At 37.7% G+C, this 22854-nt stretch carries 16 protein-coding genes and 1 pseudogene; 8 read left to right on the top strand and 9 right to left on the bottom strand.

Annotated elements, in window-relative coordinates:
- Positions 1 to 4 precede the first annotated feature (4 nt).
- From H5161_RS03610 to H5161_RS03620, 3 genes and pseudogenes are all read right to left on the bottom strand, one after another.
- On the bottom strand, positions 5 to 2176 hold the full coding sequence (locus tag H5161_RS03610) for a S46 family peptidase (RefSeq protein WP_182768696.1): 2172 nt from the start codon (positions 2174 to 2176) through the stop codon (positions 5 to 7).
- Between the two features lie 98 nt (positions 2177 to 2274).
- Positions 2275 to 4320, bottom strand: a pseudogene (locus tag H5161_RS03615) (EAL domain-containing protein).
- Positions 4321 to 4544: 224 nt separating this feature from the next.
- On the bottom strand, positions 4545 to 6332 hold the full coding sequence (locus H5161_RS03620) for a M61 family metallopeptidase (RefSeq protein WP_182736414.1): 1788 nt from the start codon (positions 6330 to 6332) through the stop codon (positions 4545 to 4547).
- 204 nt (positions 6333 to 6536) lie between these two features.
- Between H5161_RS03620 and H5161_RS03625 the strand changes: the two genes are divergently transcribed.
- The 6 genes from H5161_RS03625 (at position 6537) to H5161_RS03650 (ending at position 13629) form a co-directional block, all read left to right on the top strand.
- On the top strand, positions 6537 to 8072 hold the full coding sequence (locus tag H5161_RS03625; RefSeq protein WP_182768697.1) for a GGDEF domain-containing protein: 1536 nt from the start codon (positions 6537 to 6539) through the stop codon (positions 8070 to 8072).
- 62 nt (positions 8073 to 8134) lie between these two features.
- Positions 8135 to 9478, top strand: coding sequence for a nucleotide 5'-monophosphate nucleosidase PpnN (ppnN, locus tag H5161_RS03630; RefSeq protein ID WP_024596931.1), 1344 nt, complete (start codon positions 8135 to 8137; stop codon positions 9476 to 9478).
- 10 nt (positions 9479 to 9488) lie between these two features.
- A complete protein-coding gene (gene xni / locus H5161_RS03635) occupies positions 9489 to 10262 on the top strand; it encodes a flap endonuclease Xni (RefSeq protein WP_024596930.1) in 774 nt (257 codons plus the stop codon).
- A 69-nt stretch (positions 10263 to 10331) separates the two neighbouring features.
- A complete protein-coding gene (locus tag H5161_RS03640; protein WP_024596929.1) occupies positions 10332 to 10715 on the top strand; it encodes a DUF3192 domain-containing protein in 384 nt (127 codons plus the stop codon).
- Between the two features lie 11 nt (positions 10716 to 10726).
- Positions 10727 to 12415 (top strand): hypothetical protein, encoded by a 1689-nt coding sequence (locus H5161_RS03645; protein WP_182768698.1) that lies wholly within the window; start codon positions 10727 to 10729, stop codon positions 12413 to 12415.
- A 206-nt stretch (positions 12416 to 12621) separates the two neighbouring features.
- Positions 12622 to 13629, top strand: coding sequence for an isocitrate dehydrogenase (locus H5161_RS03650; RefSeq protein WP_039487666.1), 1008 nt, complete (start codon positions 12622 to 12624; stop codon positions 13627 to 13629).
- Between the two features lie 35 nt (positions 13630 to 13664).
- On the opposite strand, the gene H5161_RS03655 is transcribed toward H5161_RS03650, so the two are convergent.
- Positions 13665 to 16715, bottom strand: coding sequence for an immune inhibitor A domain-containing protein (locus H5161_RS03655; protein ID WP_182768699.1), 3051 nt, complete (start codon positions 16713 to 16715; stop codon positions 13665 to 13667).
- A 489-nt stretch (positions 16716 to 17204) separates the two neighbouring features.
- On the opposite strand from H5161_RS03655, the gene H5161_RS03660 reads away from it, so the two are divergent.
- Both H5161_RS03660 and ilvN read left to right on the top strand, forming a co-directional pair.
- Complete coding sequence (locus H5161_RS03660) at positions 17205 to 18929, top strand: acetolactate synthase 3 large subunit (RefSeq protein WP_024596926.1); 1725 nt, start codon at positions 17205 to 17207, stop codon at positions 18927 to 18929.
- On the top strand, positions 18929 to 19426 hold the full coding sequence (gene ilvN, locus H5161_RS03665) for an acetolactate synthase small subunit (protein WP_002960314.1): 498 nt from the start codon (positions 18929 to 18931) through the stop codon (positions 19424 to 19426). The genes H5161_RS03660 and ilvN overlap by 1 nt, the downstream gene beginning before the upstream one ends.
- 92 nt (positions 19427 to 19518) lie before the next feature.
- Here ilvN and H5161_RS03670 read toward each other — a convergent pair whose 3' ends face one another.
- The 5 genes from H5161_RS03670 to H5161_RS03690 form a co-directional block, all read right to left on the bottom strand.
- Entirely contained in the window at positions 19519 to 19794 is a 276-nt protein-coding gene (locus H5161_RS03670; RefSeq protein WP_002962474.1) for an HU family DNA-binding protein, read from the bottom strand.
- A gap of 210 nt (positions 19795 to 20004) precedes the next feature.
- Positions 20005 to 20544 (bottom strand): DUF3833 domain-containing protein, encoded by a 540-nt coding sequence (locus H5161_RS03675; RefSeq protein ID WP_165724279.1) that lies wholly within the window; start codon positions 20542 to 20544, stop codon positions 20005 to 20007.
- Position 20545: 1 nt separating this feature from the next.
- A complete protein-coding gene (locus tag H5161_RS03680; RefSeq protein WP_165724281.1) occupies positions 20546 to 21034 on the bottom strand; it encodes a chalcone isomerase family protein in 489 nt (162 codons plus the stop codon).
- A 53-nt stretch (positions 21035 to 21087) separates the two neighbouring features.
- Positions 21088 to 21588: a DUF2878 domain-containing protein gene (locus H5161_RS03685; protein WP_182768700.1), complete on the bottom strand. Its 501-nt coding sequence runs from the start codon at positions 21586 to 21588 to the stop codon at positions 21088 to 21090.
- Complete coding sequence (locus H5161_RS03690; RefSeq protein ID WP_182768701.1) at positions 21566 to 22828, bottom strand: cyclopropane-fatty-acyl-phospholipid synthase family protein; 1263 nt, start codon at positions 22826 to 22828, stop codon at positions 21566 to 21568. The genes H5161_RS03685 and H5161_RS03690 overlap by 23 nt, the downstream gene beginning before the upstream one ends.
- Positions 22829 to 22854 lie beyond the last annotated feature (26 nt).

A 22854-nucleotide genomic window follows, 5' to 3' on the forward strand; every position in this document is an offset into this window, starting at 1 on the left:
TTACTTATTTTACGATTGTCATTTCGTCTAATAAGTTTTGTGCATTATCTACTTTATCCATTACCCACAGCATGTAGCGTGAATCAACGTGGATTGAGCGATTAAGCTCAGGGTTGTAATCCCAGTCACCAATAATACTTTCGTAAACACCGTCAAACAGTAAACCAACAAGCTCTGCTTTGCCGTTAAGTGTTGGCGAACCTGAGTTACCACCGGTAGTGTCTACATTTGATAAAAAGTTTACTGGTACTGTATTCATGCCGCCCGTGTAATCACCGTAAAGCTTGGCTTTAATTTGCTCTTGTAACTTTTTAGGTGCATTAAATGGGTCAACATCGGTGTTTTTAGCGAGTAACCCTTCAAGCGAGGTAAAAGGTGTTGCTACCAAGCCATCTTGAGGTGAGTAGCCACCTACGGTGCCATAGGTTACTCGTAGTGTGCTGTTGGCATCGGCGTATACAGGTTTGTTTTTAGCTTTGTTAAACGCAATTATTGCGCTCATTAGCTTTGGACGAGCTGCTTGTAATTTACCTGCAAGTGCTTTTGATTTATCTTCCTGTGCTTTCATTACTTTAAATATTGCTTTAGCGTAATGCACAAATGGGTCTTGGCTTTGATTTAGCTGGCTAAACGATTGTTCAAATAATGAATTGCGAACAGTGGCATTATCGAGTCTTGACTGTTCATACATGCTATCAAGTAACGCGCTTTGGGTTGCTTTATCAAACCCATTTTGTACTTTAAATACGTTATCAACCTCGCTAAAGCGCTCTTCTTTTGGAAGTGCTGCATACAGCTCTAAAAAGTGCAGTAAAATAGCTTTGTCTACTTTGCTATCATAACGGCGCGTCATGCGCTCAAGCCCTGCTTTAATGCGAGGTAAGTCACGTTCTTGATAACCAGATTCACGTTCGCTATTTGGCTTTTGTTTTTCGTAAGCTAGGCGGTATAAACGTCGTGCTGTGCTGATCATTTGTGAGCGATGTACATAACCTAACATACGGTCGCGTTCACTGTGCTCTTGTGATTGTGCAATTAGCTCAGATAGCTCACCTAATACGCTTCCGTATTGCTCTTTACGCTCACTATCGCTATTGATCCATTGTGTTAACTCTTTCTCAAACTGTTTTTTGCGCTCAAGCATAGTGCCTTTTTTGAAGCTTTCGATCATCGAACCATAGTTTTTAATATAGTTGTTATAACCTGCAATGGTGCTTTCGTAAGCAATACGCGCTTTACTGCCGTCTTCTGAGTTTTCTTCAATAAGCGACACGTATTTTGAGTTATGAACGCGTGCTTTAGGGTAGCTGTCGTTAAATACGTTATCTACCTCTGTTGCTATACGGTAGCGGTTAGTACGCCCTGGGTAGCCTGTAACCATTACAAAGTCGCCTTCTTGCACGCCTTTGGCACTTACTTTTAGGTAAGAGTCTGGTACGTAAGGTACGTTGTCTTCGCTGTACTCAGCTGGTTTTCCATCTTTGCCTACATAAGCGCGGTAAAAACCAAAGTCGCCTGTGTGGCGCGGCCACATCCAGTTATCTATATCGCCACCGTATTTACCTACGCCCATAGCTGGTGCGTAAGATAAACGTACGTCTTTAATTTCAAGTGACTTAATTAGGTAAAACTCTAAACCACCATGAAACGAATACACGTTACAACGGTAGCTTTCGTCGGCTTCACACTGGGCTACTAGCGCTTTTTCGTTTTTTACTATTGCGTCGTAGCGTGCTTTACCGCTTAGTTCTTCAATACCTTTACTAACTTTGTCAGTCACATTAGTAACTGTTTCTGTGACGTATACGCGTGAACCCGGCGCTGCTGGTAAGTCCTCAGCAGGGCTTTTAGCTAAAAAGCCATTTTCTAATATGTTGTTTTCAGGTGTTGAATTGTATTGCACCGAGCCATAAACACAGTGATGGTTTGACACAACTAAACCCTTAGGCGATACAAACGATGCTGTACAGCCACCTAGGCTAATTACCGCATTCATTGGGAATTCGGTTAATTTAGAAATAGATTCAACATCAATTTCAAGCCCTTTGGCTTTTAAAATTGATTCTAACTCTGGAAGTTGGTGTGGTTGCCACATGCCTTCGTCGGCTATGGCACTACTTGAAAGTGATAAAGAAAATGTGGCTGCTAATGTAGCTACAAGAGGTTTTAAACGCATTATAGAATCCTTTTTATTTGTTTCTATAACAGGTTACTCGTCAGTAGCTAATGAGGTCAATAGCCGTGCAATGAATTGTTACAATCGAGTGTTTGATCTTACTTTTTATCAAAATTCATCGAAAAATCAAGAAACTGTTTTGCTGGTATGGGTCTACTAAAATAGAAGCCTTGCATAAAATCACAGTCTAATTTGTTCAACAAAGTATGCTGCTCTTTTGTTTCTACGCCTTCGGCTACCACTGTCAGCCTTAAACTGTGCGACATGGCAATAATTGCCTTTACGAGATTACAATCTTCATTGTTTAGTACAATACCGTCAATAAAACTTCTATCTATTTTAAGTACATTAAACGGATACTCCCTCAAATAACTTAATGATGAATAACCTGTACCAAAGTCATCCATTGATAAGTTAATGCCTAATGCTGTTATTTCAGTCAATATATCAACAACATTAGTGTGGCAACTCATCAATACTCCCTCAGTTATTTCAAGCTCTAAACTTTCGGGATTTACGTTTGCTTCACTCAATGAGTTTTGAATAAAACTGAGCAGCCCTACGTCTCTACATTGGCGAGGCGATAAGTTAACAGCCATTGTATATTTTTGTTGGCGTTTACAGGTACTTTGCCATGTGTTTAAAAAATCTAATGCTTGGCTAATTACAAACTTGCCAATGGGTACAATTAATCCTGTATTTTCGGCAATAGGTATAAACTCATCGGGTGTTACATTACCTAGCACAGGGTTATGCCAGCGTAATAACGCTTCTGCGCCAATTATGTGTTTATTTTTGGCGTCAAATTGGGGCTGGTAGAATAACTCGAACTCATTACGTTCAAGGGCGCCACGCATCTGCTCTTCTATTACTAGTCGGCGCTGAATAATTACATTCATTTTTTTAGTAAAAAATGAATAAGTATTACGGCCATATGATTTTGCTTGATACATTGCAGTGTCAGCGTTTCGTAATAAATCAGCTACTGTATTACCATTTTCTGGGTATATGGCTACACCAATACTCGCTGTAAGTATGTGTTCTCGGCCCTCAATTTTAAAAGGGGCTCTAAAGTTATTGACCAGTTTTTCAGTAATTTTTAGCGCTGCATGGTGATCAGTTATACCGCGTAACTATACGATAAACTCATCTCCACTTAGGCGCCCTAACGTATCGTCTTTTCGCAGTGCCTCTTGTAGCCTTTGCGCTGATTCAATTTAAAGTTTGTCTCCTGTTTCATGACCTAAGGAATCATTTATTTTTTTAAAGTCATCTAAGTCCAAAAACAGTACCGCAGCTTTCTCGTTATTTCTTTGTACTTCAATAAGCAATTGCGACAAACGATCAAGTGCTAAAAAACGATTAGGGAGTAAAGTTAGACTATCGTAATACGCTTGATGTCTAATTAGTTCATCTGATTTATGCTGTTCTGTAATATCTCGAATAATAACCATTAACTGGTTATGTTCTGTTATTTTATTTATTCTTGCTTCAAAAAAAACAAGCCCATGGGGTAAAGCTAGCTCATATTTAAAGCTCATCATCTGCTCTTTTTCTAATACGAGGCTGATATAGGTTTCAAATTTTTTGGCTACAGCGCGCGGGAGTACATCACCCATTTTTTTACCAATAAATTGCTTTGGCTTGATGTAGAGATCGGTCTCATTACTGGCATGATACTCAATAATAGTTCCATCATTTTCCATCAAGAAAAATAAGTCAGGAATTGCCTCAAAAATAGTTTTTAGCATATCCTCATTAAATGATGCATCTGCTTGTGCCTTTTTAACCTCAGATAAGTCAATATCAATGCAATACATTTGTTTTGTATTATATTGATTTGTAAACATAACATGGCTAGAAAAAACAGATACACTTTCGCCATTTTTACCTTTTAGGGTAATTTCGGATGCTGGAATTTCTATGTCTTTTTCTACCCAATCACTGTGTGCGTCAATTACAAATTCACACATTGATTCTGGAATTATAAGGTCTTCTATTTTTTGCCCTATGGCCTCTTCTTTGGTGTATCCGTAAAGTCGCACACTGCCTTCATTCCAATAAATAACACGACGCTCATTGTCATAACCTTGAACAGAAATTACATTTACTGCATCAAATAACTGGTGCAAATAGTCGTTAATTACAAATTAGTTGGTTAAGTCTGAAGCAACGTCGTCTAATTTCATTTTGAGGCTATATCCATAAGTAATTTTATTTAGTAATAAAAAACACCAAATAATAATTAAATTTAATTTTAATATTAAATTTCCATGTACATTATATACGCCATTATACAAAACAAAAAAAGAGCCGAAGCTCTTTTTTAATAATTGTTAACTGTATTTAAACTCTATAAAAACTGAATTTATTTTTTTGTCACATCATTTGGATGTTCCACGCCAATCCATGCTTTGAATAGTGCTTTTTGCTGTGGCGTTGCCTCTTTATCAGCAACTACTTTTTTAGGCTTATCGAAATCTTCTGATAATACTAATGTTAAGCTTTCAAGTGCATCGCGACGAAGATAGTCAACGGTTACTTTGTCGCCTGCCTTAAACGTTTCTAGGCTAGTTTTTAAATCTTTACCTACGTGATGTTTGTTTATAGCGACAATTTTATCATCGGTAGTTAAACCCGCTTTCCACGCACTGCCACCACGGCGTACATAACTTAACGTCAGTAATTCACCCGTGTTTTTAGCGGTAGCATCAATACTTGCAAGTGCTTTTGCTTTTTCTGGGCGCTCAAATTTCAAGCCTACTTTAGTAAGTAAGTCGTCAAAGTTAATACTTGCAGGCGACTCTACATTTTCTTGCCACCAGCTTGAATAATCACGTCCTGTTAAATCTTTTAAGATATTAAGTACATCTGTATCTGTAAATCCAGCGGGCATTTTATGATTGTTATAAAGTGCTTTGTGTACGTCTCGGTAGCTTATTTTACCTTGGCTTTTTTCAAGTAAGTCGATATCTAAAGCAAGTGAAAGTAACGAACCTTCTGAATAAATATTGGTGCTGTAGTTACGTGCGTGATCGCCACCTTGATTAATCCATTTATCAAAGCTTGTTTCGCTTGCGCTTTGCACTTCACGGCCCGGTGTTTGCAAATGACGGTTAATTGTTTTACTCATTACTTTAAAAAATTCATCTGTTGTTTGAATGCCTGAGCGCACTAATAAATGATCTTCAAAGTAACTTGTTGAACCTTCTGCAATCCACAGCAGTTTTGAATAGTTCATATTAGTGTAATCGTATGGCACTAAACCTTGAGGGCGGTATGCTTTAACATTCCACGTATGAACAAACTCATGCGCAGCGGTGCTAATAAAACCTAGGTAATCTTCGCGGCTACCAAATCGGTCACGTGGTCGTTGAATAATTGTTGAGTTTAAATGCTCTGTTGCACCACCAGCTCCTGATGTTGCATGCACCATAAATACATAACGCTCATACGGATAGCCATCCCAAATTACATTACCCGTGGCAACTAATTTTTTAAGATCGGTAAGCATTAGCTCAACATCGTAGTTACCATCGCCCCATATAACTAACTCGTATTCACGCCCTTCTACTTCAAATGTGTGTAGTTGGTTAATACCCGTTTCGATTGGTGAATCAACAAGTACATCGTAATCGGCTGCTTTAAATGAATTTTTGCCTTTTAAATTATTCATACCCGATACAGAACGCCACTTTTTAGGCACGTCTAAATTAACGGTTACAGGCTCTTGGCGAAATGATTCACTAAACATAAAAAAGCCTGACGCATCTATAAATGCATGGCTGTCGTCAATGTGGCGAGCACGTTTACCAAGCTCATTTGCATACACCTGGTAGTCAACATTTACTTCTGTAGGTTCATTAAGATGTACACGCCATGTACTGTGATCTATTTTTTCCCATTTTAGTTCTTTGCCATCTTCATCTTTGGCTTTGAAGTAGCGAATGCCATTTGCAAGATTTAACATTTCGTAGCGACCCGTGCGCCACGCAGGAAGTTTTATATCAAGGTGTGCTTGCGCTGTTTTTGGAAACTCAACACTTACATCACCTAAATGATGCTGTGGTTGCGAGATTTCTAAAGAATAATTTACATCGGCAAATACTGGCGCTGAACATGCAGCTAAAATTGAAAGGGCTAATAACTTTTTCATAGAGACTCTTAGTGGAAACTTAATTGCTTACAAGACTAACAAGCCCCTATTTAAAAGTGAATTAAATACGATAAATGACCCTATATACGAGTTTATAAGTAGTAGCTTATTAAAATTTCTAAGTTTTTTACTAGATAACTACACATAATAAAAATTTGTTGTAAACTGAAGATAATGAAATTAATTTGATGGCGGTATGCTTAGGTGTCACAAAGATCTAACGCAACAGATAAAAAGCTAAAACAAGCAATTGATGCGCGTATGGCTGTTGAGAGCGCTCGTAAACATCAAGTAGATGTTCTATGTGACTTTGCAGCTAAACTATCGTTGAGCTGTAAAGGACTAGATATCGAGTTAGATAATCGCCTCGCCAAATTTAGAAGTGCGCTTAATAAAGGCATGAGTTTTGAAAACCTTGCTCCCCTTATTAGTGAAACTTTAATCCTACTTAAAAACCAAGAATCGATTCAACAAGCTCAGCAACGTAATTTATACAACAGTGTGCAAAGTGCCGGTAAACAATTACAAAAAACCAAAGGTTTACCTGACGATACTCGTAGGACTCTAAGAAATTTACTCGATCACGAGATTAATAACGTTCATTCAACTCATGGTTACATTCCGCTACTTGATCAACTTATTAGCTTTTATCATGAAGCGTTGCTTACCAAGCAAAACCCTCAAGTTGATCAGCAGCGCCCAGTAAAACAGGCGCGTGCAAAAAAACTACTTGAGCTCGCAAATGAACTTATACTTGAAGAAGAAGCTACGCTACAAATTAATAATATAAAAAATAATATTACAGAAAGTGACTCAATCGATACATTACTTGATGTTGCAATTAGTATTATTGATGTAGTGGTAAAAAATATAAGTAAAGAGCGTAAATCCGCGCAAAGCTTTTTAGTTTCATTAAATCAAACCCTCGAAGATCTTCATAACTCTATCGTCTCAACTAGCAAGCACTCTGAGTCTATGGAAGTTGAGTTTGACTCACTTAATAAAAGCATTGAACTAAAAATAAAAAATCTTAATGAGCAAACGCAAAAAGCTACATCAATCTCATCTTTAAAAGAACTCGTAGATAACGAATTAAAATCAATAAGCGAGGATTTTATAGCAAAAGAAAAGTTAGAACGAAAAGACAGAGAAATGCTTAGCGCTAGCTTTAATGAAATAAATACTCGAATTGTTACTTTAGAAGATAAGTTAACAACGTATAAAAAACGCTTAAACGAACAGCGCTTTAAAAGCTTACTAGATGGGCTTACAAAACTGCCTAACCGGGCTGCATTTGACGAACGTTACAATCACGAAATGCATTTGTTTAATGTGCAGCCATCAGATGTTACGCTTGCAGTTATTGATGTTGACCACTTTAAATCTATCAATGATAGATTTGGCCACACCGCAGGTGATATTACCTTACAAGTTATATCAAAAGCGTTGCAAAAATCGGTAAGAAAGTCTGATTTTATAGCGCGTTATGGCGGTGAAGAATTTGTACTATTAATGCCAGGTGTGTCGCTAGAAAACGCAACATTACCCCTGGATAAAGTAAGAAAGGTAATTAAAAATATACCTTTTAAATTTAGAGAAAAACAAATTGAGATCACTATTTCGGTAGGTGCAACTCAATTTAAAAAAGGCGATACCCTATTAAAGGCATTTGATAGAGCTGATGATGCACTTTACGAAGCCAAAAATTCAGGGCGAGATAGACTTTGTACCAGTAAATAATGTCATAGCTATTATAACTTTTATGACAAGTAGTTTTACGATTTAGTAGTAGGAGCACGTCTATGTTAATACAGTTAAACCCAACTGGGGTTTTAGATTTACTGTCGCAATTAGAAGTTGATTTATTAGAGCAATCGTCTGCTAGTGAGCGTTATAAATTATTTAGAAACTGCGTACTTGCAGTCCTCAATGTAGGTAGTCATACCGACGACAGTAACGATATATACAACAAATACAAAGATTTTGATATTCGTTTAGTAAGCCGCGAACGAGGTATTAAAATTGAACTTGAAAACCCACCCGAAACCGCATTTGTTGATGGCGAAATAATTACCGGTATTCACGAACATATATTTTCTGTTATTCGTGATATTTTGTTTATTTGTCAAAAATACGAAAAAGATTTAAAAGAGCAAAAAGCCATAACCCATATGGTGTTCGATATGCTCAGAAATGCAGGTGCACTGCGTGTTAAAAGCGAGCCTAACATGGTTGTTTGCTGGGGCGGACATTCAATAAACGAGGTTGAATATAAGTACACAAAACAAGTAGGTTACGAACTTGGTTTACGTGGATTAAATATTTGTACCGGTTGTGGTCCTGGTGCCATGAAAGGCCCAATGAAAGGCGCAACTATTGGCCACGCAAAGCAACGTAACACCGATAATCGCTACTTAGGTTTAACAGAGCCAAGCATTATTGCTGCCGAGCCACCAAATCCTATTGTAAACGAACTCGTTATTTTACCTGATATTGAAAAACGCCTTGAAGCTTTTATTAGAACAGCTCACGCAATTATCATTTTTCCTGGTGGCGCAGGTACTGCTGAAGAGTTGTTATATTTATTAGGCATATTGTTGCACCCAGATAATACTAAACAATGTTTACCTGTTATTTTAACTGGCCCCAAACAAAGCGAGGCGTACTTTAAAGAGCTATGCGAGTTCGTTGAAATGACACTTGGTAAGGAAGCGTTGGATAAGTTTGAAGTAATTATTGATAATCCTGAATTAGTCGGTCAAAAACTAAAGTCATCGATGGCTAATGTTCGTGATTACCGTAAAAGTGAAGGTGATGCTTATTACTTTAACTGGACATTAAAAATAGATAACGACTTTCAACAACCTTTTGCACCAACACATGAAAATATGGCAAGTTTAGATTTACACCTTGATCAGCCTAAACAGCTACTCGCGGCTAATTTGCGTAGAGCTTTCTCTGGTATTGTTGCTGGTAATGTAAAAGACGAAGGCGTTAGAGCCATTAAACAAAACGGTCCATACATTTTAAGTGGCGAACCTGCCCTTATGACAAATATGGATAAATTATTACAGGCATTTGTTCTTCAAGGTCGCATGAAGCTCCCTGGTAGTAAATATGTTCCATGTTACAAAATAAAAGCATGAGTTTTATAGTTTGAAACCCCATTTACTTCTTATAGATGCGCTTAATTTAATTAGGCGCATTTACGCCGTTGACGCGAATCAAAAACATCATAGCGACGAGCAAATGATACAAACGTGCTGTGCACGTGTAGCCCACGCCTGTAAAAAGCTTTTAGATACGAGTAATGCAACCCATGCCATTGCTGTGTTCGATGGTGACAAAAGCTGGCGTTATCATTTTTATAAAGACTACAAACATTCACGCGCGCCAATGCCCCAAGTATTAAAAGATGCTCTATTGCATTTTAAAGCCGCAATTGAAGAAACAGGTATTGTAGTATTTGAGCCTATTAACGATGAAGCTGATGATATTATTGCAACGCTTGCCTTTAAGGCATCAAATAATCAAATAACGAGCACTGTTGTTTCTACTGATAAAGGCTTTTTACCTTATATTGGCCCTTACATTACAGTTTACGATTACTTTAAAAAGCTATATTTAGATGAGACAAGTATAAAAGAGCGTTTTGGTGTTGAGCAAAATAAACTCGTTGATTTTTGGGCATTAGCGGGCGATAAAACAAATGATATTCCGGGAGTTAAAGGAATAGGTACTAAATCTGCGCAGCAAATAGTTAATAACTATAACTCAATTGAACAAGCAGCCGAAGATGAGTCTCTAAGCCCGAGTATTAAAGCAAAGTTAGCCGCTAATATGGATATGTACGTAATTTCAAAGCACTTGGTTAGTTTACGCACCGATATAAATTTAGGTTTTAGTTTAAAGCAGTTAAGACTTAATTAGTCGCAAGTTAATAGCCTCTAAACATTACAAAACGTATACTGATATTAGTTACCGGAGTCAGAGTAAGCCATATTGAAAAAATTTATCCGATATTTAATTTTAGGTTTAGGGCTATATGCACTGATAGCTGCATTGGTGATTACCTTTTATAAAGACGATCCTCAAGCTATGATTTGGCAAGACCGAGAGGCTTTCAATAAACGTTACATCGAAAAACTATCACTTGAGCAGCCAACAACACTAAATAGTGTTCTTGATTACTTAGGCAGCCCCGATCTTACTTATGCCAAACGAGATGGTGAACAAGTATTTCAGATAGTTTTTTATCGTACACAACATAAAACATCTGACGGTATTACCACTATGGATGAATGTACTGGCCTATTATTTAAAAATGGGCAGCTGTTTTTATGGGGCCCGAGTGCATACAATAAATACCAAGAACAAAATTAGGTGAAGGTTTAATGGATGAAGCTGTTTCAACTACCTTAGAGCAGCTGCTTAATAATACGCAGCTGTTTTTAAGTTATTATAACAATAAACAAAAATGGACAGCTCTATATCCAATGGCAAGTAAGCTAGCTGAGCAATATAGAGTGCTCTACAGCAAACAGCCATTCGCATTACAATCCCGATTAACGCTTTATAATCCAAGTTATTCTTATGCAACAAATTTAGTTGTTAGTCAGAGCGTCATAACTGCTGCCCTGTGTAAATCTCAAAATTATAATAGTGCCTTAAGTGAGCTATACATAGCCGCTACACTCATTGAACATTTATGTGTTGGAGCGCAATTAAACAAGCTTTGCGAACAAACACCTTTTCAAGATTCTGATAAAAAAATTTGGAAAATGCGTCATCAGTTAGCAGCAAAAGTAATGTTAGCTAGTGGCGATTCAGCAAAACCTGTTACGCAGTTACTAGCTAAATTAAATAAGTATAAACAAGCATTGGTAAGTGCTCCTAAAATAATGCTTTACGATGGGGGCATAACGCTGATTGCTCTAGCAAATATTATTAGCATGAACATTACGAGCAACACGGCTAATAAACATATTAGCTTATATAAAGCACTTACCGATTTGTACATTCGCACACCTAACTTGTTCGCACTGCAATTAATTAAATCACTAATAGCGCATTTAGGGCCATTATTACCGGGAAGCCGCGTTTTATACGCTGAGCAAACCATGATTTATTTAGCAACTGATGCACAACAACGGCATGTTTTAATTAGTACAGCAAATCCAAATAAATTAACCTGGTACAGAGTAAAAGCAACGCTTAACGATAATCCAAAACAATGGCATTGCACTGATAAAACCATTAGCTTTAAAGTATTTAACAGTGAACATGTAAAACCACAAAGTGAGCTTGAGGTTGATAAGGCACAATCTTTACTTGAGCTAATAAGTAATATTAAGTTACAGCACGAATACAGCTATAAAGGATTAAGCCTGCTGATGGCGCCCCACCCTCTCGTAATTGCTAATTTATGCGAGGCAGTAAAACCATATAATAAAGAACATCAGCCCGCAAAAGACTTAAAACATAGTTTATCTATGGTCGGTTATTATAATGCACCTGCAATAATTCAACGGGTTGTTTTTGAACAATTAGTTAATGTTACCCCACATCCATTGCAAGCCTACGTGACTAACAGATTAAATGGATTAGTAAAAATAATGGCTTTATTGGTTAGTAAAAATGATCACGACCAGTTTGAGCACATCACTTTACCTTTATACGCTTACGCCCATTTTTTATTAACGCAGTGCGGTACACAGCTTTCTCGTAAAACGCTGATTGACGACACACCAAATAAAACATTGAGTGCCCCTATCTGCTCCTTTTTTGGGGTAAATGCAATTAACACCGAACAACTAACACAACAGCTTACTCTTTTATTGAGTGATAACCCATGGACAGCAGCACTCTTAGAAGCAGAGCAAACACCTAAAAAGCACTTAACTGAGGCCCATAAACTTTGGATCACACTTAAGGTTGTTGCTCAAAATGTGTTTAAACCAGAACTTTCGCTAACTCCGTGGCAGCAGCAAACGTTAAATGAACAGCTAAAAATACTCAAGTGGCATAACCAAGCTGATTTTTATCAACAATTAGAATCTCTTGAGTTGTTTAATAGTATTTAGTTTATTAGAAGCTATTTTATGTCTTTATACCCATTATAACTTTCGTGTATACCCAGTATTTTTTGTATAAACTAGCAAAATGGGTGATAAATTGGTATAAATGCGCCCTTAAATTTTCAAGCACGTTCACATAAATGTTCTAACAAGCGGTTACTCTCTCAGAGTAATAATTTATGTGCAAATCAAACTCTTTAAAGGAAAAGTCAATGGCCAAACAAACCATCACAGTGATCAAAGGCGACGGCATCGGTCCGAGCATTATCGACTCAGCACTTGAAATATTAAAAGCCGCAGGTTGCGACTTTGATTATGAATTTGTTGATGCTGGCCTAGCTGCACTTGAAAAAACAGGTGAGTTATTACCGCAAGAAACAGTTGATACAATTGCTAAAAACAAAATCACTCTTAAAGGCCCATTAACTACGCCTGTAGGTGAAGGTTTTACATCTATTAACGTAACACTTCGTAAGCAATTTGGTTTATACGCTAACGTACGTCCAGTTAAATCATTTGTTGGTACTAAAGCACGTTACGACGATATTGATATCATTACTATTCGTGAAAACACGCAAGGTATGTACTCAGGTGCTGGCCAAGTAGTAAGTGAAGACGGTAATGAAGCAGAAGCAAAATCGATAATTACGCGTGAAGGCGCAGAAAAAATCGTAACTTTTGCATACGAGCTAGCGGTACGCGAAGGTCGTAAAAAAGTAACTGCAGTTCATAAAGCTAACATTTTAAAATCAACATCTGGTTTGTTTTTAAAAGTAGCACGTGAAGTAGCTGAGCGTTACCCACAAATTGAATCAAATGAAATGATTGTTGATGCAACATGTATGAAGCTAGTAATGACACCTGAAGAGTTTGACGTAATTGTTACGACTAACTTATTTGGTGATATTTTATCTGACCTTTGTGCTGGTTTAGTTGGCGGTTTAGGTATGGCTCCAGGTGCTAACATTGGTGAAGACGCTGCAATTTTTGAAGCTGTACACGGTAGTGCACCAGATATTGCTGGCAAAAACCTAGCTAACCCAACATCTGTAATTTTAGCGTCTATTCAAATGCTTGAGCATTTAAATATGGGCGATACTGCAGAGCGTATTCGTAGTGCTGTTGCTGATGTAATTAAATCAGGCGACCGTACAACTCGCGATTTAGGTGGCAGCCACGGTACAACTGATTTCACTCAATCAGTAATTGACCGTTTATAATTAATATTTGTTATTAATTTAAATAGCCCGCTAATTTAGCGGGCTTTTTTGTGTTTGCTAACTGCGTTTACTAACCTAGTGTATTTATGCAGGTTAGTATTAAACCTAAATAAACTTAACAGTAATAATCCTAATAAACCCGTCAGTGATCCGCCACTTGAACCCGAACTACTTTGTTGTTTTTGTACAGTAGCAGATAACTCTTGAGTAAAAGTATCATTGGTTTGAGTATCAGTAACATTCAACGTTACGTTATAAGTCCCGTCAGCTTGATAAGTATGCCTTGGGTTTTGTAAATTTGATAACGCACTGCCATCACCAAAATCCCAACTGTAAGTATAACTATTAAAGCCGCCGATTACTTGGGCATTAAATTGTGCGCTTAAATCACTAACTGTAACGTTTGCGTTTATGCTAAGCGGAACATTAGCAGTTACATCAATCGCTTTTGATTGTTCAGTGCCTTCGTCATCTGTCACTGTAAGCGTTACTTGGTAATCGCCAGAGTACAAATAATTATACGTAAGCGATTGAGTCGCTAAAGTACTTCCATCTCCTAGCTGCCAATTATAAGTATACGGTGCGATTCCACCTGTAAGCGATGCCTCAGCTGTTAAAGCTCCTTGGTTTATTACATATTCAATTTCATTTACAGTTAATGGTTCAACTAATGTAACTTGTGCTACAGCGACTTGCTGTGAAGTACCATTATCTGCCATAAACTCAACGTTATAAGTGCCATAGTCTTGGTATTCATAAGTAGGCGTTAACTCTGTGCTGGAGCTTCCATCGTCAAAACTCCACGTAAATTTGTCCGCAGGAGTAAGTGCAAAACCTTCTACACTAAAATTAACGGTTAAACCGTTTTTAGTAAAATTAATTCCCTTAGTAACATCGTAAGTAAGCTCTACTTCTATATCTTCACTGTCTGCTGACTGGCTTATAATATTAAAGCCAAAACCAACCTGTGGAAGCACAACACCCGATGGTTTTTGCGCTTCAAAGCTATAATCGGTTTTATCAGTAAACCCGGTGATAGCTGATAAATCATCATCACCTAACCCTGCCCTTTGTTGATATAGGCTAAAAGCAGCATCACGTATTTGAATTGCTGAAGCAGCCGGAGTTTGCGTACTGCCCTTATTTATTGAACGCTGATCGGCATCTACCACTAATGCAAAACCACTACCTGGATGCTCGGTAGTGTTATTATCTGCTTGAGATTCATTGCTGTACCACAATAATAAGCCTGGTGAGTACTGCTCAGCTTGTAAGCTACTGTCAACGCCTGTGTATGAACGCAGTTGTAGATAGTAATGTGATGGCGATGCATATGTGTAACTACCTACTTTTTCAAAGCCATTAAACTCAGTGTGAACTTGATCTTGTGCATTATTTTGCCAAATTAAAGTATCACTTTGCTCAATGCGCATATCATCAACAACAAAACCATAATAATGTGTGTTCGCATCTGTTATGTATTCAATTTTTAAATCAATTGTTTGCCCAGAATAAGCTGATAAATCAAACTTATGGGTCAAATAGCCGTTAGGTTGCTTAGCATCACTATTAAGAAATGAATCACCTGAGATATACGGACCAATATCACCGTAGTATGGATTAAGCGCTTGCGTATAATTACTCGCGATTGGCTCGCCATTTACTTTTACTTGAACTAAATCGTAATCGCGCTCAATACTGTAATAAGCAATAAAGCTTAAAGTAAGTGTCTCAGTTGTGCTTGGTAGCGCTATTGTATTAGCTAAGCTGTTGCTAATATTGTCGCCCGTATTTGAATAGTATTGAAAATCACCTTCTACTGGAGCCCTAAATTTTTCGAGCCTTGGTGGTAGTGATATTTTTATTTGATTTTGCTGTTGTGAAGTACTCGCAGTATTAATTAATGTTTGCTGTGAGTTAGCCTCTATCTCATCCATATCAAGCGTAAGCTGGTTAACCCAGTTACCCTGGTACCGCTTTTGTAAATATTCAAGCGCATAAGGGCTAAACATAACTGGCTCTGAGCCTCTTGGCGAACCAGCCCAACTTCCTGTCGACATAACTGACCAAGACGCGACAGGCTCACCTACCGTGTTAGATTGTAAGTCGTATTCATCTAATAATCCTAAATCATGCCCAAACTCATGCACAACCACACCAATCCCGGCATCAATAGGGTTAATGGTATAACCAAAGAGCTTAATGTTGCTGCCTGCAATCTCGCTCGGCCCGCTATTTTCATCAAATACATAGTAGCGGTGCGACCAAATAGCATCGGTGCTTAGGTAACCGCCACCCGCTTCTTCGCCAATACTTGAATGAAATACCATTACATGGTCAATAATGCCATTAGGTTCATTAAGGATACCGTCACCATCAATATCATCTAAATCAGTTAAGTCATAATCCGCTAAATTAATATTAAACTTTGCAACTGCTTTCTCCACAGCCTCTTTAATTAAAGCGGGCGCATTTATATCCCGTGTACTGCCTTGGCGCTCACCATATATTTTTGCATTGCTATTAGCGGTTACCCAACCATATACCTGCCCGCTAAAGTTTAAGCTATTTCCCGAAGCCGCTTTATAATAATCAGCAGCCGTTTTTAAGCTTTGTCCATCAGGGCCTGTATAACCTTGAGTATTAAAAAGCATTTGCTGATAGTGCTCAGTTGAATAATCAGCGTAAAACATGTCGGTGTCTTGCTCTACAAGTTGATTGTCGTCATGTTTAAGATCAGGAAAATCAATTAAGATACCTAACACTTTTACATCATTAACGCTTTGATCTGGCACTAGCGACGTTGAAAAAGCGACCTGTTGTTTATTTGTGTTTGAAAAAAAGTTGGAAGAGGATTTAAATTGCCTAAAGCCATTTTTAATTGAGTGATTGGCAACGTCTTTGTTACTCATATATGACTTAAATGAACTATCTAACTCACTTGAAGATATTTGGTCTCTTTTTTTAAGCCAATATAAAATACGCTCTTCGTTAGTTATACCAACATCATGCGGACTTAAGTTATTAGCCGCCACCATAGGGCTTAATAGCGTAGTTAAAAGCGCAATTAACGTCACTTTTTTCACTGTGTTTTCCTCAAACATAATTATGTAGCAATCATACCTAATAATAGAAATTTAAACATGCGATAAAAACATATAGTTAACATATGCAATTAAAGCTAATGGTCTCTCACACTCTTTTATATCTAAAATCGAACTTACAACCTAAAATGCATAATTTCTGCCAGTAAACTCAATTAAACAAAGGTTTCCTGCAGCTTTAAATTAAAAAAAGCCACAAAACGAATTTAAAATGCAAAAAACAGCTTTCAAGGTTGACATGAAGGCTTAAAACCCTTAAAAATAAACCTATACAAAATCTTTAATTTAAAAGCAGTGTTTTGCTAAGTAGAGTAAAAACTATGAACACACACATTAATCTTTTAGTCGTACTCGTACTGGTCTTAGTTATAAGCCCAGCGGGGATGTATTAAAAGGTGATACTGCTTTTTAAAAACCCTCGCACTACGCGGGGGTTTTTTTATGCATAAAAAAGCGCACAGAGGAATGAGGATGAGCAAACAAGAATATAATGGTTCTGAACTAGTAGTTCAGGCATTAAAAGAGTTAAAGGTAAAATACATATTTGGCTATCCCGGTGGTTCGGTTTTAGACTTATATGATGCACTTTTTCAGCAAGATGACATTGAACATATATTAGTACGTCACGAACAAGCTGCAACACATATGGCTGACGGCTATGCCCGCGCTACTGGAGACGTTGGTGTTGTACTTGCAACCTCAGGCCCTGGCGCTACAAACTGTATTACAGGTATTGCAACGGCCTACATGGATTCAATTCCTATGGTTGTGTTATCAGGCCAAGTGCCTACAAATTTGATTGGCGACGATGCATTCCAAGAAACCGATATTGTGGGTTGTTCTCGCCCTGTAGTTAAACACAGTTTTAACTGTAGAAGTGCTAAAGACATCCCTACAATCTTAGCTAAAGCTTTTTATATTGCTAGCACTGGCCGCCCAGGTCCTGTCGTTGTTGAGCTTCCAAAAGATATGCTTAACCCTGCTATTAAGTTTGAATACGAATTTCCTAAAACCACCGAGCTGAGAACTTACAGCCCTAATACTAAAGGGCACTCAAAACAAATTCGCAAAGCCGTAACAGCTATTTTAGAGGCCAAAAAACTGGTTATCTACTCTGGTGGTGGTATTGTCATTTCAAATACATCAGAGCAATTAACGCATTTAGTTGAATCATTAAATGCCCCCATTACAAATACACTAATGGGATTGGGTGGTATTTCAGGTGTGCATCCAAACTTTGTAGGTATGTTAGGCATGCACGGCACGCTTGAGGCAAACAAAGCAATGGCTAACGCCGATGTGATTTTAGCGCTTGGTGCCCGATTTGATGACAGGGTAACTAATAATGTTCAAAAGTTTTGCCCTAATGCCACAATTGTTCATGTTGATGTTGACCCAACTTCAATTTCTAAAACAATTAAAGCACACATACCAGTTGTAGGTTGTTTAGCAACCGTACTTGAACAACTACAAGCGGGTATTGATAAAAGCCCAATTAAAATAGACCGCAGCGCGCAAGAAGATTGGTGGCGACAAATTATCAGCTGGCGCGAACAAAAGTGCTTAAGCTACAACACTGATGGCGACAAAATTAAGCCACAAGCCGTGATAGAAGCGGTCTATAAAGCTACTAATGGCGATGCTTATGTAAGTTCTGACGTTGGTCAGCATCAAATGTTTGCAGCGCAATATTATCCATTTAAGCATCCTCGTCAATGGATCAACTCAGGCGGCCTAGGCACCATGGGCTTTGGTTTACCTGCTGCAATGGGCGTAAAGCTTGCCTTTCCTGATAAAGAGTCTGTGTGTATTACGGGTGATGGCTCTATTCAAATGAATATTCAAGAACTATCAACCTGTTTACAGTACAACCTAGCGGTAAAAGTTGTATCACTTAATAACCGCTCTTTAGGTATGGTACGCCAATGGCAAGACATGGTTTACGGTGGACGTCATTCATCATCTTACATGGATTCACTACCTGATTTTGTTAAGTTAGTTGAAAGCTACGGCCATGTAGGCATACAAGTAAACACACTAGATGAGTTACAACCTGCTATCGATAAAGCAATGTCAATTAACGACCGATTAGTCTTTTTAGATATAAACGTTGATGAAAAAGAACATGTATACCCAATGCAAATTAAGTTAGGCGGCATTGATGAGATGTGGTTACGTAAAGGAGTAAAAGCATAATGCGTCGTATTTTATCTATTTTATTAGAAAACGAACCAGGTGCCCTATCACGTATTGTTGGGCTTTTTTCACAACGTGCATATAACATCGACAGCCTAACTGTTGGCACAACTGACGATCAATCACTATCACGTATTACCATTACCACTATGGGTGATGACAGAGTTGTAGAGCAAATTACAAAGCAGGTTAACAAATTAGTCGACGTGCTTAAAATTATCGATTTAACAGAAATGAGTCACATTGAACGTGAGCTATTGCTTGTCAAGGTATTTGCTCAAGACGAGACGACTCGTGCAGCGGTTACGCGAGTAGTTGATGTGTTCCAAGGTGCTATTTTAGATATGGGCCGACAAAGCTATAGTCTACAACTAGTGAGCAGTACAGACAAAATAGAATCGTTTTTAGACACTCTTCGTCATGAAACCGATATTATTGAAGTTGTACGTTCTGGCGCTGTTGGCATTGGTCGAGGCGATAAAGCCTTAAAAGCATAAATTTATAATATAAAGGCATCAATTGATGTCTTTATTAAACATAAAAAAAAAGAGCTAATTAGCTCTTTTTTTAATTTAATTCGTTAAACCTATTAAGGGTTTACTTGGTCTTTAAGACCTTTACCTGCTTTAAAGCTTGGGATAGTTGCCGCTGCGATTTGGATCTCAGCACCCGTTTGTGGGTTACGGCCAGTGCGAGCTGCACGTTCTTTTACTGAGAAAGTACCAAAACCAACTAATGCTACTGAATCACCTTCTTTTAAAGAAGAAGTTACAGCACCTGTAAACGCGTCAAGAGCACGAGTAGCAGCGGCTTTAGAGATTTCTGCATCAGTAGCAATTTTTTCAACTAATTGAGCTTTATTCATTGTTAGATTCCTATTCGTTATTATTTTGCCTTCGCAAAACCTATCTTTATGCATTTTTAAAGAGTTAGCAACAGCAAATTGCATTTTTTGCTTAAATTCTTAAAAAATGAGTAAAATTTAAATAATTCTCTGTAAAATACAGCGTGTTGGGTTAACAAAGACTTAATTTGAGTACAATTTTGGCGCAAGTTAAGCAACTGGGTAAAGAAGCTATATTTTTTCGATCACTAAGGTCACTTCCCCGACCTCGACTCCAAACTTAACAATAGATGTGCGGTTTATCAAGCGCGATTGTGTAACCAGGTACATCCAATCATCAAAATTCACTTTTAAAGTGCTGCCATCGTATGGAAGCTCTACATCGTAATTCCAATGAAATACGCTGCCATCACTTCTACCTTTTGCAGTACCTATAACATCATCTGCCACACCCGTTAAACTATTGTCTTCGTTTAACGTTATTTTCCAAATACGCTTTTGAGTTTCGCCATCGTCATAAACAAAGTCTTCTTCAATAACGCCCTGGTTACCATCCCAGCTCGCATTCATATCTACGACAAGCTTGCGGGTCAATTCACCCTTAAAGTCTTGTACAACACCGTAGGCTTTCAAATTTCCACTAAAAAATGTTTTAAAGTCAAAGTTTGGCGATGTATTTTTATAATGCTCTACATTTGGTGCCGAACAGCTTATCAGCAACAAAGCAGATAAGCATACAAGAGCTGTTTTAAACGCGTTAAATACATTCATATTAATTCCCTAATAGTTGCTTTCGTAGTTTCGGCTCAGAGGTTTTTTCATCCAGCCAAATGGCTAAAAAATCACTCGAAAATTGAGGTTCATTTATTTCGCCAATTTTTTCATCATTATGATAAAAAGTACTCATACCCTGCTCATTTGTGACTAACGTTAGCGAATCACCTTGTCTAATATCAGGCCAAATAGACAATAATTTACTGTCGTATTTGTCTGCTAGCTCTTTTTTTCCAATATGCTCCCACTGCTCATTTGTTGCTTTTACGATTTCTTTAGCTTCAAAGTCACGTAAATAGGTAAGTTTAAATTTAATAGGATGCGTTCCTGCGCTGTAATTACCTGAAGAGGTAAATAAAACCGCGTCATATACATCCCAAAATAAATACTCCATTCGTGCTTCACCTACTTTGTTAAACTGTGTGTTAGCTAAAACAATTGAAGTTGTAAGCAAATAAAAAGTAACTGCCTTTAGTAAAAATTTCAAAATAAGCTCCCTTGAGTCAATGAGTAATGTTACGAAATGGGAATTGTGGGCGATCAGCGATTGATGAATAACTTGATTTTTTGGTTTATAAAAAGAATAACAGTAAACACTGTAGACCAAAGCGCACCGTAAACGAGCCAAAACTGCCATAAAGGTAAACCTAAACTTATTACTTCAAAGCGTGCTCCAGCCCAATAACTTGCTGGCGCAAAAGCCATGCACACTAAAAAGGCCTGCCAAAGCTTTAATTTACTCAAAAAAACCATAGAAGTATTTAAAGAAAGTAATAACGCAGCCCATAAAAAGACGAGCCATAGAGGGAAGGGATAAACTTCAAATTCTAACAAGCCTAACTTTACTGCAATAAACTCTAACAATAGCGCTAAAGGCAGGGCTTTAATTAGAAGTAAGGTGTCTTGTTTTTTTTGTTTTGACAACCAAAACATTAAAACAATAATCAATCCGCTAAAAAGTAGCGAATCAGCTTCAAGCAGCAAGGATAAAAACCACACTGCTTGAAATAAAACAAAATTAGTAACCGAGCGCAATATCATCGTTATCGCTAACAAAACGTGGTTTACGCGCCATTAAATGCACCGTACTTGTTGCTCTAGCTCTAAAGGCGCCTTCGCAATAAGCAAAATAAAACAACCATAAACGATAAAAACGTTCATCAAATTTTGAGCGGTCCAAATCAGGCCAACTTTTTATAAAACGGCTTCGCCAGTCTGCTAATGTTCTTGCGTAGTGTGCACCAATATCATTAACAGTATGAATTACCATGTCGGTATTATTTTTAATCTGCTCACTCATTTCGTTAAGTGATGGCAAACACCCGCCTGGAAAAATATACTGCTGAATAAAATCAGAGTTTTTTAAGTAGTGCTTATAACGCTGGTCGCCAATAGTTATAGCTTGTATGAGCATGGCACCGTCATCTTTTAACAATTCACCACATTGGGTAAAAAAGCTAGGTAAGTACTCATGGCCCACCGCTTCTATCATTTCGATAGAAACAAGCTTGTCGTATTTTCCTCTCAATTGCCTGTAATCAAGCTTAAGTAATGTAATTTTACTTTCAAGACCAAGCTCTGAAATTTTATTAGCGACATAATCATGTTGTTCATCAGATATGGTTGTTGTTGTTACATGGCAATCGTAATGTGTGGCTGCATATATAGCAAAAGCCCCCCACCCTGTACCAATTTCAATTACTGAATCATTTTTTTGAAGCTCAACTTGCTCACAAATGCGTTTCAGCTTGTATTTTTGAGCCTCTTCAAGCGTCGCTTCTTTTGAAGGATATACAGCACTTGAGTAAAGCATTTCTTTACTCAAAAATGATTCGTACAAATCATTACCTAAGTCGTAATGAGCAATGATGTTTTTCTTAGAACCCGATTCAGAATTTTTATTTTTTATGTGATTAAACCGGTGTGCAATATTGCTAAAAAATGCGAATTTCTTCTCAAACTCATCAAGTTGCTTCTCATTTATAGCAAATATCTCAATGAAAGAGGTTAAGTTGTCACAAGACCAATGCCCCAAAATATACGCTTCACCAGCGCCAACGCTCCCAGATAATGCAAATGCCTTATACATAGCTTTATCGTTTACAATAATTGTTGCTTTTAGCACTGAAGATGGGTCGCCAAAAACTGTACGCTCATTCCCTTCAATTAAAACAACTTGACCTGTTTCAATTGACGAGAAGGCTTTAGTCACTAATTTTTTATATATGTTAGTTAACCAGTTTGTGCTTTGTTCGCAATTTAAGCTCGACACTTTATCCATTGAAATACCTATTAATTGTCCTGACT

This window comes from Pseudoalteromonas sp. SG43-5 (genome assembly GCF_014164345.1).
In the GTDB taxonomy this organism is placed as follows: Bacteria; Pseudomonadota; Gammaproteobacteria; order Enterobacterales; family Alteromonadaceae; genus Pseudoalteromonas; species Pseudoalteromonas distincta.